The 11,922-nt window shown below is 62.1% G+C and carries 12 protein-coding genes; 11 read left to right on the forward strand and 1 reads right to left on the reverse strand.

The window, feature by feature from the left end:
• Window positions 1–2: 2 nt before the first annotated feature.
• The 5 genes from X739_RS152270 (at window position 3) to X739_RS152250 (ending at window position 4,673) form a co-directional block, all read left to right on the forward strand.
• Window positions 3–1,133: a glycosyltransferase gene (locus tag X739_RS152270; protein WP_023794708.1), complete on the forward strand. Its 1,131-nt coding sequence runs from the start codon at window positions 3–5 to the stop codon at window positions 1,131–1,133.
• The gene (locus tag X739_RS152265) at window positions 1,130–2,224 is read left to right on the forward strand and encodes a glycosyltransferase (protein WP_023794709.1); all 1,095 of its coding nucleotides are present in this window, start codon (window positions 1,130–1,132) and stop codon (window positions 2,222–2,224) included. Before X739_RS152270 ends, X739_RS152265 begins: the two co-directional genes overlap by 4 nt.
• Complete coding sequence (locus X739_RS152260) at window positions 2,221–3,324, forward strand: glycosyltransferase (protein ID WP_023782372.1); 1,104 nt, start codon at window positions 2,221–2,223, stop codon at window positions 3,322–3,324. The genes X739_RS152265 and X739_RS152260 overlap by 4 nt, the downstream gene beginning before the upstream one ends.
• 23 nt (window positions 3,325–3,347) lie before the next feature.
• Window positions 3,348–4,394 carry a UDP-glucuronic acid decarboxylase family protein gene (locus X739_RS152255; RefSeq protein WP_023771274.1) on the forward strand — a complete coding sequence of 349 codons (1,047 nt, stop codon included), beginning with the start codon at window positions 3,348–3,350 and terminating at the stop codon, window positions 4,392–4,394.
• Window positions 4,395–4,472: 78 nt separating this feature from the next.
• Window positions 4,473–4,673: a hypothetical protein gene (locus X739_RS152250; protein WP_015319152.1), complete on the forward strand. Its 201-nt coding sequence runs from the start codon at window positions 4,473–4,475 to the stop codon at window positions 4,671–4,673.
• Window positions 4,674–4,679: 6 nt separating this feature from the next.
• On the opposite strand, the gene X739_RS152245 is transcribed toward X739_RS152250, so the two are convergent.
• Entirely contained in the window at window positions 4,680–6,425 is a 1,746-nt protein-coding gene (locus tag X739_RS152245) for a hypothetical protein (protein WP_023794710.1), read from the reverse strand.
• 155 nt (window positions 6,426–6,580) lie between these two features.
• On the opposite strand from X739_RS152245, the gene X739_RS152240 reads away from it, so the two are divergent.
• The 6 genes from X739_RS152240 to X739_RS152215 are packed head-to-tail and all read left to right on the forward strand — an operon-like array spanning window position 6,581 to window position 11,884.
• On the forward strand, window positions 6,581–7,684 hold the full coding sequence (locus X739_RS152240; RefSeq protein WP_023794711.1) for a myo-inositol-1-phosphate synthase: 1,104 nt from the start codon (window positions 6,581–6,583) through the stop codon (window positions 7,682–7,684).
• The gene (locus tag X739_RS152235) at window positions 7,681–8,277 is read left to right on the forward strand and encodes a histidine phosphatase family protein (RefSeq protein WP_023782376.1); all 597 of its coding nucleotides are present in this window, start codon (window positions 7,681–7,683) and stop codon (window positions 8,275–8,277) included. The genes X739_RS152240 and X739_RS152235 overlap by 4 nt, the downstream gene beginning before the upstream one ends.
• A 14-nt stretch (window positions 8,278–8,291) precedes the next feature.
• Window positions 8,292–9,392: a glycosyltransferase gene (locus X739_RS152230; RefSeq protein ID WP_023771278.1), complete on the forward strand. Its 1,101-nt coding sequence runs from the start codon at window positions 8,292–8,294 to the stop codon at window positions 9,390–9,392.
• Window positions 9,392–10,195 (forward strand): sugar phosphate nucleotidyltransferase, encoded by an 804-nt coding sequence (locus tag X739_RS152225; RefSeq protein WP_023771279.1) that lies wholly within the window; start codon window positions 9,392–9,394, stop codon window positions 10,193–10,195. The genes X739_RS152230 and X739_RS152225 overlap by 1 nt, the downstream gene beginning before the upstream one ends.
• Window positions 10,196–10,197: 2 nt before the next feature.
• Window positions 10,198–10,959 carry a TIGR04290 family methyltransferase gene (locus tag X739_RS152220; RefSeq protein ID WP_023771280.1) on the forward strand — a complete coding sequence of 254 codons (762 nt, stop codon included), beginning with the start codon at window positions 10,198–10,200 and terminating at the stop codon, window positions 10,957–10,959.
• Entirely contained in the window at window positions 10,952–11,884 is a 933-nt protein-coding gene (locus X739_RS152215) for a beta-xylosidase (protein WP_023771281.1), read from the forward strand. Before X739_RS152220 ends, X739_RS152215 begins: the two co-directional genes overlap by 8 nt.
• Window positions 11,885–11,922 lie beyond the last annotated feature (38 nt).

Consider the following 11,922-nt stretch of genomic DNA (forward strand, 5'->3'; position numbering starts at 1 on the left):
TCATGCGCTTCTTGTTCTACACCCACTCGCTCGTCTCCGACTGGAACCACGGCAATGCCCATTTCCTTCGAGGCGTCATGCGCGAACTGGTGGCGCGCCGGCATCAGGCCATCGCTCTGGAGCCGGCGGACGGCTGGAGCCGATCGAACCTGCTGGCCGAGAAGGGATCCTTCGCGATCGAACGTTTTCGCAAGGATTTCCCCGAACTGATGCCGGTGACCTATGATGCCGCGTTCGACCATGAAGCCTGGATCGCCGAGGCCGACGTGGTGATTGTCCACGAATGGACCGACCCGAAGCTTGTCGCTCGCATCGGCCGTGCCCGGGCCGATGGCGGCGAATTCACCTTGCTGTTTCACGACACCCATCACCGCGCCGTGTCGGCCACCGAGGCAATCTCGGCGCTCCGCCTGGAACATTATGATGGCGTTCTCGCGTTTGGCGAAGCGCTGCGGGAGAGCTATCTGCGCGCCGGCTGGGGCAAGCGTGTCTTCACCTGGCATGAAGCGGCGGACGATCGCCTATTCAAGCCGCACCCGGAAATCCACGCGACGTCCGACCTGGTCTGGATCGGAAACTGGGGCGACGACGAGCGGACGGCCGAGATCCAGGAGTTCCTGATCGAACCAGTGCGCGATCTCGGTCTTCGGGCCACTGTTCACGGTGTCCGCTATCCCGAGCCGGCACTTGCCGATTTGGCCGCCGCCGGTCTGCGTTACGAAGGGTGGATCGCCAATGCCGACGTGCCGAAGGGGTTCGCCGCGCATCGTGTCACCGTGCACATCCCGCGGCGTCCTTATCGTGAAGGCTTGCCTGGAATTCCGACAATCCGCATGTTCGAGGCACTTGCCTGCGGCATCCCGCTGATTTCAGCGCCTTGGTCCGATGTCGAGCAGCTTTTCAGGCCCGGCGTCGACTTCCTGTTTGCCGAGGATGGATCGCAAATGCGGCAACACCTCCAGGCGGTGTTGGCTGATCCCGATTTTGCGGCCTCCCTGGTGACCTCGGGTCTTGAGACCATCCGCTCACGGCACACCTGCCGCCACCGCGTCGACGAGTTGATCGACGTGCTCAGGCAATGCACGACCCTGCACACCGCCGAGCTGACCTCCGCAAAGGAAGCCGCAGCATGAAGATTGCATTCTATGGATCGAGCCTTTTGTCGTCCTACTGGAACGGCGCCGCGACCTATTACCGAGGGTTGCTGAAGGCGCTTTCGCAACTGGGCTACGAAATCACCTTCTATGAGCCTGACGTATATGACCGGCAAAAGAACCGCGACATCGAGGCGCCTGACTGGTGCTCGGTCGTCGTCTACGAGGCAACCCACCATGCCCTGATGCAGGTGGCGGCGCGTGCCGCCGAGGCCGATATCGTCGTCAAGGCGAGTGGCGTCGGCTTCGAGGACGAGGCGCTGCTGCGCTCCGTGCTCGACCACGCCCGCAGCGACGCGCTCATCGTATTCTGGGACGTCGACGCGCCGGCGACGCTCGCCCAGCTGCGCGACGAGCCGGACCACCCGCTGCATCGTGCGCTGCAAGAAATCGACCTTGTGTTGACCTATGGCGGTGGCGATCCCGTGGTCTGGGCCTATCGTGCCATGGGCGCGAATGAGTGCGTGCCCATCTACAATGCGCTCGATCCCGAAACGCACCACCCGGTCGCCAGCAATGCGCGTTTTGCCTGCGATCTGGCGTTCCTCGGAAACAGGCTGCCGGACCGTGAAGCGCGTGTGGGATCGTTCTTCCTCGATCCTGCAAGCCAGTTGCCGCAACAACGGTTTCTGCTCGGCGGATCTGGGTGGGGCGACAAGCCGCTCCCCGCCAATGTCGGCTGGCTCGGCCATGTCGGGACCCGCGATCACAACGCCTTCAATGTCACGCCAAAGGCGGTGCTGAACATCAGCCGCGACAGCATGGCCGCGAACGGTTTTTCACCCGCCACGCGTGTCTTCGAGGCGGCTGGCGCCGGCGCTTGCCTGATCACCGATGCTTGGCTCGGCGTCGAGCTGTTCCTGAAACCCGACGAGGAGATCCTTGTGGCGCGCGACGGCAGCGATGTCGCCGAAATCATGGAGGCGCTGACCCCCGCCCGGGCAAAGGCGATCGGCCAGGCCGCACTTCGGCGCGTTCTCGCCGATCATACCTACGCATTGCGAGCGGCCGTGGCTGATGCGGTCTTCAAACGGCATTTGACGCAGGGGACCGTGGAGGCGGCCGAATGACCAGGCAGTTGGACATCGTCTTTCTCGGCCTGTCGCTTTCCTCGTCCTGGGGAAACGGCCATGCCACCACTTTTCGAGGTCTGCTGAAAGGTCTCCACCAACTCGGCCATCGCGTGACTTTTCTGGAGCGCGATGTGCCGTGGTACGCCAATCACCGCGATTTGCGCGATCCGGATTTCTGCGCCTTGCGCTACTACGAAACCGTGCACGAACTGCAAAGCGACTACGCACGGTGTCTGCAACAGGCCGATGTCGTGGTGATCGGCTCCTTCGTGCCGGAAGGGCGCGCGGTGATCGACACCGTCGCTTCTCTTAGCAAAGGACAACTCTGCTTTTACGACATCGACACTCCGGTGACCCTGGCGAAGCTGTCGGCGGACGATTGCGACTATCTGAGCTGGCGCCAGATCCCCTACTTCGACATCTATTTCTCTTTTGCCGGCGGGCCGATGCTTGCCGATCTGACACAGACCTTCGGCGCACGCCGCGCCGAGCCGCTCTACTGTTCGGTCGACCCGGAACGACATCACCGCACCGCCGATCCGATCGGCTGGGACCTCGGTTATCTCGGCACCTACAGCGCCGACCGGCAAGCCACGCTCAATGCGCTTCTGCTGGAGCCTGCACGGCGCATGCCGGATCGGCGTTTCGTCGTGGCCGGCTCGCAATATCCGTCCGATATCGACTGGCCCGACAACGTCGAGCGCATCGAACACTTGCCGCCGGCCGATCATGCCGCATTCTACAGCCGTCAGCGCTACACGCTGAACGTCACACGCAGTTCCATGATTGCCGCGGGATGGTCGCCCAGCGTGCGGCTTTTCGAAGCCGCTGCTTGCGGCACGCCGATCATCAGCGACCGCTGGCCAGGCCTCGACAGCTTCTTCCCCGCATCGACGATCCACACAGCCAAGAAGGCGGACGAGATCGTCGCGATCCTGTCCCGGGAATCGACTCGTACACGTCTCGCCATGGCCGACCGGGCACGCGAACTCGTTCTTGCCTCCCACACCGGTGTGGCCAGGGCTCGCGAATTCCTTACGGCGCTTACGCAAAAGGGGGCGGTGGTCCTCGATCTCGATATCGGAAGTGCAGCATGACTGGCAGACAGGAGAAAATCGCGATGCGACAAACAAAAAAAGCGCAAAGGGCAAAGACGGTGCTCGTCGCCGGTGGCGCGGGCTTCCTCGGTTCGCATCTTTGCGAAGCATTGTTACGCGATGGCTGGCGTGTGATCTGCGCCGACAATTTTCTTACCGGTCGCATGGAGAACATCAACGCGATCATGGACCAGCCGGGTTTCCGGTTGATCGAGCAGGATATCTGCCGTCCATTAGACCTTGGCGAGCCGGTGGATCGCATTTTCAACCTGGCATGCGCCGCCTCACCGCCGCGTTACCAGGCCGATCCGATCCACACCACGCGAACCTGTGTCATCGGAACGTTGAACCTGCTCGAACTCGCGGCCCGCAACGACGCGCGATTGCTGCAGGCCTCCACCAGTGAAGTGTATGGCGATCCGGAGCAACATCCGCAGAGGGAGGATTATGTCGGCCATGTGAACTGCACCGGCCCACGCGCCTGTTACGACGAGGGTAAGCGCACGGCCGAGACACTTTGCTTCGATTATCTGCGAGCCGGCAAGGCCGATGTTCGTGTCGCGCGTATCTTCAACACCTACGGGCCGAGAATGGATCCGGCGGACGGCCGCATCGTCTCGAACCTGATCATGCAGGCGCTCGAGAAGCGCCCGTTGACGATTTTCGGCGACGGCATGCAGACGCGATCTTTCTGCTACGTCTCCGATCTGATCGACGGGTTGATGGGTCTTATGGATATCAATCCCAATCCGGGCAAGCCGGTCAATTTGGGTAATCCCGGCGAATTCACCATTGTGCGACTGGCGGCAATGATCAAGGCTATGACCGGCACCAAATCGGATATGACGTTCCTGCCGCTGCCGCAGGATGATCCTCGACGCCGGCAGCCCGACATCTCGCGCGCGAAAGCGCTGCTCGGCTGGACGCCAAGAGTGCCTCTCAACGAGGGGCTCGCCCGAACGATCAGCTATTTCGTCGCGCTTGAAGGCGGCTCGATCGGCGATCAAATGGCAGAACGCTCCACAAGAGCGAGACCCACGTCAGGTGGGCTGCAGAACCTCCCTGCCTGATGCCGGACCACAGCCACATCTTCGCACCGATTGCGCGGAACATCCCCGCAAGCTTGTGGTTTGACGAGAAGACCAGATATGGAGGACCTCCTCATGCACCCCAAGCGATCTCGGACCGATATCGACAAGATGGCGGAACGAGAGACGGCCGCGTATTTGCGGCGAGCCTCTATCACCTATCTGGAATGCTGTGTCAGCCTGATGATGACGCATCTGCAGCGGGAGGAGGTGGCTAGTATTCTCGAGCAGGAAGCAGACATGTTGCGAAGGCTGGACTGACGGCGGCTATCCCCCCCTGGCCTTGCCCAGGAACCGTGTCAGTCCTGCCGCATATCGGTTTGCCGTCTCCTCGAGCCTTGCTTTTTCCCGGCCATTCTCGGATTGAGCGGCCATGCTCCACAGCCCGAGCTGAAACGCCAAATAGCAAGGTTTGAAATAATCGATGAGCCCGGTCTCGATGCGGCTACCCATGCCGCCGATCAACGTCGCCGCCTCGGCTTCGGACAAGTCATATTCTACGCAGGCGCCTGCAATATCCCATTCTATCGGTTGGCAGCCGATCAGATCGTGTCCTCGGCAATGGTCGACAGCATCCGTCTTGATCAGCGTGCCATCGGAACCGACCAGAAACTCCCAGGGATGCAGCCTGCCGTCGATCTCGGCCCGTTCCAACACCTCTGTGGGCGTGTGCTTCGAGAACCAGGTCCGCAGTCTCGCCGCCCGGCTTTCGCCCAAAGCTTCGGAAGCATTGTGAACGGCCATTTCCGCGAGGGCGAGCAATGATGCACCGGCTTCGCAGGTTCGCAGATTGGTCGCGCGCCAGACTAGATAGCGTGTGAACGCCGTGATAAGTCCCTGCCTGGACAGCGGTAGCTGGTCCATCGTCGTGCCATCGGCCCACCGTTCGACCAGAAAACCGTGGCAGAACCCGATGACGTGCGGCCCGAATCCGGCTTGATGCAACATCTTGGCGGCTTGCGTCTTGCGCAGCCCGGTTTCGCCGAGGCCGACAAATTTGACAAGCCAGCGATCTTGACCCGCGGAGGCCAGGAACTTTCGCCGTTCGGTGCCACGTGTGCTCGGTGGCCAGCGCTTTTCGTCGGTATAGTGAAGGGGTCGCCACGCGCCGCCGGATATTTCGGTCAAGCGCAATTTCGGACTGCCGACCGCCTCGGCTACCCAATCGCGCAGTGTTGGACTTTGCGAGCTTTCGGGAAAGGTGCGTTCGAACGTCATCGCCACATGCTTGCGGCAGCGCACCCATGTCTCCCGAACCTCCGGCGACGCTTCGGCGCCCGGATCGCCCGAATGGCTGGGGAACAGGTGAATGCGGTCCGTACCGATGCCCTGTCTTCTCAGCCACGCGACGACGGCATGGACCGAACTTCCCGACAGGCCAGGACCTTCGTCGACGACGGCGAAGCGAGCCGACGGCTCGTTCCTCCAGGCCGCGACCAAACGCGGATCGGCATTGAGGCACCGATCGAAAGGATGCCCGATCGGGCGCACGCTAATGGGCGCCGGCGCACCGATCGCGGCCGCCACCACGGCCGCGAGCCCCAGGCCGATGCTGCGGATGCCGATCACGCATGTGTTCGCATCGAGACCTGATATCCGCGCCGCGCCGAGATAACTCTCTGGATAAAGCGCATAGTGCGCGTAGCCCTCGGCCGAACCGGTCAAAACCTCTGCCTTGCAATCGAGCCCGGCCAGCATTTGGAGAAGTCGCGGGTCGATGCCACCATCCACGGCGAACCCGTTTCGCCACGACCTCGCCACCTCTGCCGCAAGCCCGACCAGTAGCCTGGCGCCTTGCCGTTGCGAAGGCGAATTGGTGTCGACACCCCGGGCCTTGAAGTCGGCATCGGCGAGCCCCTGGACCAGTTCCGACACGCTGACGAACAGCCCGACCAATGCGGCATGGCGCCGGATGCCGCAAGGCAAGCGATCGAGGCCTTGCGCCATTTCGATCGCCGCCTCCTGAAGCTGTCGTGCGTTCTTGGGGCGCTTGTGGTCGCCGTAGACGATCATTAGTCGATTTCCCATGCTTGCCGTGCGGCAACGCGGCGCGTGCAGCTTCGATCCATGCTGCTTCGCGCAATTTTTGACCAAGCCAAGGAACATTCCGGCACGGTGGCGGTTCGGCGCAAGGAACTTACCTTTGAACAGCATAGGGCGGCAGTTTCGTGGGATCGAAAAAAGTTCGTGTTGGTATCGTTGGAGTGGGCAATTGCGCATCCTCCCTGGTGCAGGGCCTTTCCTATTATCGTCATGCTAAAAGCAACGAACCGATCCCGGGGCTGATGCATGCCGATCTCGGTGGCTATCACGTCGACGACATCGAAATTGTCTGTGCGTTCGATGTCGCAAGAAGCAAGGTCGGCCGTGACGTCGCGGATGCGATCTACGCTCCCCCCAACAACACGTTCCGCTTTGCCGACGCGCCAACGACCGGCGTTCGCGTCGAACGCGGGCCGACGCTTGACGGGATCGGCAAATATCTGCGCGACGAAATCGAAGAAGCGTCCGAACCGGTTGCCAATGTCAGCGAGATCCTGCGCGACAGCGGAGCCGATGTGCTGGTCTCCTACCTGCCGGTGGGTTCGGAGGAGGCGACGCACTTCTATGCTGAATGCGCGCTCGAGGCCGGCTGTGCCTTCGTCAATTGCATACCGGTTTTCATCGCCTCGCGTCCGGAATGGCGACGGCGCTTCGAGCAACGCGGGCTGCCGCTGGTCGGCGACGACATCAAGAGCCAGGTCGGCGCCACCATCGTGCACCGGTTGCTGGCCAATCTCTTTCGCGAGCGCGGCGTGCGCATCGATCGCACCTATCAGCTGAATTTCGGCGGCAACACCGATTTTCTCAACATGCTCGAACGCGAGCGGCTGGAATCGAAGAAAATCTCCAAGACGCAATCGGTAACCAGCCAGCTGGATGTTCCCCTGGAACCGGGCAACATCCATGTCGGACCCAGCGATCATGTGCCTTGGCTCACCGATCGCAAATGGGCCTACATCCGCGTCGAAGGGACAACCTTCGGCGGCGTGCCGCTGAATGCCGAGCTCAAGCTGGAGGTGTGGGATTCGCCCAATTCAGCCGGCGTGGTGATCGATGCGGTGCGCTGCGCCAAGCTTGCGCTCGATCGCGGCATTGCCGGGGCGCTGACGGGTCCTTGCAGCTATTTCATGAAATCGCCTCCCGAACAGTTCACCGACGCCGAAGCGCGCCAGCGCACGCTCGCTTTCATCGCCGGCAAGGACGAGCCATTGCTGGATGCCGCGGAATGACGACGACCTTCTTCTTGATCCGCCATGCGGCGCACGACAATGTCGGCTCCTACCTCGCGGGGCGCATGGCCGGCGTATGTCTCGGCGAGGCCGGCAAGGCTCAAGCCGAGCAGCTTGGCGGCCGCATGGCCCGTGAGACCATTGCAGCCATTCTATGCAGCCCGCGCGAGCGCACGCAGGAGACGGCGGTGCCAATCGCTCTCGCTTGCGGTGTCGGCGAAATCGCGATCTGCGCCGAACTCGATGAGATCGACTTCGGCGACTGGTCGGGGAAGACTTTCGACGAATTGAACGGCGATGCCAGTTGGCGCGCGTGGAACGATCAGCGGCAGGAGGCCAGGACTCCGAGCGGCGAAACCATGCTGGATGTCCAGCAGCGCATCGTCTCGCTGATGAACGGCGTCCGCGAGCTGCATCAGAACCAATGTGTCGCCCTGATCAGCCACGCCGATGTGATCAAGGCCGCCGTCTGCAAGGTGCTTGGCTTGCCGGTGGGCGACTGCTTTCGCTTCGACATCGATCCCGCCTCGATCACGACGATCGTATCGGGCGACTGGGGCTCGAAGCTTCTGCGATTGAACGAAGCTGCCTGACGAGGAAATTCCCGATGCGGATGGTCATTTTCGGTCTCACCGTCACGTCTTCATGGGGAAACGGCCATGCCACGTTGTGGCGTGGGCTGATCCGCGCCCTCGCCCGGCTGGGCTGGTCGATCACCTTTTTCGAACGCGACACTCCTTATTATGCCGGGACCCGCGATCTGGATCAGCTCGACGGAGGCAACGTCGTCATCTATCCGGACTGGGAGGACATCCGCCGCGTCGCGGAACGGGCGATGAAGCAAGCGGATGTCGTGGTCGTCACCTCTTACTGTCCCGACGCCGTCGAGGCTTCGCGCCTCGCGCAGCAGGCAAGCCGCGGACTGCGTGTCTTTTACGATCTCGATACTCCAGTCACGCTTGCCCGCGTCGAACAAGGTGAGCGTCCGCCCTATTTCGGACCTGAAGGCCTTGCCGACTACGACCTCGTCCTGAGCTACACCGGCGGCCCGGCAATCGAGGCGCTGAAGACGGTGCTGGGGGCGCGCCGCGTGATGCCGCTCTACGGGCATGTCGATCCGGACCAGCACCGGCCGGCAGAGAAGCGGGCCGAATTCGCCGGTGATCTGTCCTATCTCGGGACCTACGCGGCGGATCGCCAGGCCGGCGTCGAAACGCTTCTGGTCCGCCCGGCCGCGCGCCTGCCCGACCAGCGCTTCATCATCGGCGGCGCACAATATCCGCAGGAATTCCCATGGAGCGACAACATCTTCTTTGTCAGACATCTGCCGCCCGCCGACCATCCGGCGTTCTTCTCCTCGTCGCGACTGACACTGAACGTCACCCGCGAAGCGATGGCGCAAAAGGGCTGGTGCCCGTCGGGACGGCTCTTCGAAGCGGCCGCGTGCGGAGCTGCCATCATCACCGACGCATGGCCAGGGCTTGTGGAATTCTTCGAACCCGGCCGCGAAGTGCTGTTGGCGCGCGACACGGATGATGTTGTCGCGGCACTGCAATTGCCGGAGTTCGAACTCGACGGCATTCGAAGGCGAGCCCGCGAGCGGGTCTTGGGAGAGCACACTTCCGCCAAGCGCGCAGCGGAACTGGACAAAATCCTGGCCGATGCCTTGCGAAACCCAGTCGGCGAACCGATGAAGGAAGCAGTCTGATGTTGGGCATCGTGCCCGCTGCCGGACGCGGCAGCCGCATTCAACCGCTCGGCTTCTCGAAGGAGTTGCTGCCGGTCGGCAGCCGGATCGACGGACAGACCGAACGCCCCTGCGCCGTGAGCGAGTATCTGGTACGACGCATGGTCCAGGCAGGCGTCGACAAGATTTGCTTCATCATCGGATCGGGCAAATCCGACATCCTCGAATATTATGCCGCCGGCTACGGTGAGGCGGCAGCGCTCTTCGTGGTGCAGCCCCAACCCGTTGGTCTCTGCGACGCGATTTTCCGGGCAGCGCCCCTCGTCGCGCCCGACGAGGTCGTCCTCGTCGGGCTTCCAGATACGATCTGGTTTCCCGAGGACGGTTTCTGTCACTTGCCTGACGATCAGCTTTCATTTCTGCTCTTCCCGGTGGATAGCCCGGAATTCTTCGACGCCGTCGTTACCGATGATGACGAGCGGGTGATCGAAGTCCAGGTCAAGCGGCAGGACGCCGCCACGAACTGGGTGTGGGGCGCGTTCAAGATGCCCGGCCATATCCTGCATCGGCTTGCGGCACTCTGGCGCGAGCGGGATGGTCGTGACGAATATATCGGCACGTTGATCAACGCCTACCTTGCGGGCGGAGGTGTGGCCTATGGTGTCAAGGCAGGGTCCGCTTATGTCGATGTCGGTACCTTCAATGGTTATCGCACAGCTCTGCGGTTGCTTGAAAGCGGTGTCCCGTCAGCTCATCACCAGCCCGCAACGATCATGCCCGGCGCGCATTCGCATGTGCCTGTCGTTCCGGGCGAAGGAGCCTGACCATGTTGCATTCCCATGCCGAAATTCGCCGGCGCATCGACGCGCTCGGCCCGTGGTTCCACAACATGGACCTGGCCGGCGTCGAAACCGCGCCCGACCACTTTCTCGGCAACTACCCGCTGATCAAATGGCGCAAATTCGCCGATGCCATACCCGCTGATCTGACCGGCAAGACCGTGCTGGACATTGGCTGCAATGCCGGCTTCTACTCGATCGAGATGAAACGGCGAGGCGCCGCCCGTGTCCTCGGGATCGATTTCGACGAGGCCTATCTGGCGCAGGCCCGCTTTGCCGCCGAGATCGCGGACTGTGATATCGAATTCCAGAAGCTGTCGGTCTACGACGTCGGTGCCCTGCGCGAGACATTCGATGTCGTGCTCTTCATGGGAGTGCTTTACCATCTGCGCCACCCCTTGCTCGCGCTCGACCTAATCCGTGAGCACGTCGCCGGCGACCTGATGATCTTTCAGTCCATGCAGCGCGGCAGCAAGGACCTGCCCGAGTTGGAAGAGAACTATCATTTCTGGACGCATGAGTTGTTCGACCAGCCTCAATTTCCCAAGCTGCATTTCATCGAACACCGCTATGCCGACGATCCGACCAACTGGTGGATACCGAACCGGGCCTGCACCGAAGCGATGCTGCGCAGCGCCGGTTTCGAAATCGTTCTGCATCCCGAGCAGGAGGTCTATTTCTGCCGCGCTGCCGGCGATCCGGCCGGCGGCGGCGCGATATATCCGTCGAAAGGAAAGCTCCATGATTGAAGCCGCGATGATCTGGAACGAGCCCAACAACAAATCGCATTGGGACCCCGAGCTCGACCCCGATTGGAGCCGCTTTGCCAGGATGGCAGTCCTGTCGGCGGACGCGATCGCGTCCGAGAACCCGGCTCTGACAAAAGTGCTTGGCGGCATCTCGCCGATAGACCCCGGCTTTATCACGCGCATGAAGGAATTCGGCGTGCTGGACCATGTCGACGCCGTCGCGGTTCACGGCTTTCCCCTCGACTGGAACCTGTGGCAAATTCAGGAATGGCCGCAGAAGATCGGTGAGATCGCGACCGTCACCGACCTCCCTATCTGGGTCAGCGAAGTCGGCGTATCGACCTTCGGAGCCGAGGAAATACAGGTCTGGGGGCTCAAGCGCACCGCCGAATTGCTGCTCGGCAACGCACCGCGGATCCAGTGGTACAGCCTCTATGACCTTCCGCGTGAATGGGAAGCAACGACGCGGCATCGCGAAGCGGAGGGATCCTCCTATTACCGTCATTTCCACATGGGGCTGCTGCGCCAGGACGGTACGCCGAAGCCGTCGCTGGAAGAATTCCTGCGCTACACACCCGCAATGGGCCTAGTGCAGTGGTTTCATTTCGAGGACCCGCGGCTGGACGATGCCGTCGCCTGGATGAAGCGGCTCGGCGTGACCAATATGCGCACGGGGCTTTCCTGGGCCGACAGTTTCAGGCCGAATGCGTTGGACTGGTTCGACCGACAGATGGAAGCACTCGCCGCTTTCGACGTCACGGTCACCTTCTGCTTCACGCCCGAGCATCGCGGAATGATGCCTCACCACACCAGCCCCCCGCTGGTACCCGAGGAATTCGCCGAGTTCTGCGCAACGATGATCCGCCGCTACGCGCCCGGCATGACGTCCGCCTCGCTCCCGACGCAGCGGGCCTCGGCTGCGTGAGGCTCTCATGCGACCCGATCCGCGATCGTTGGATATCC

This window comes from Mesorhizobium sp. LNHC209A00 (assembly GCF_000502915.1).
In the GTDB taxonomy this organism is placed as follows: Bacteria; Pseudomonadota; Alphaproteobacteria; order Rhizobiales; family Rhizobiaceae; genus Mesorhizobium.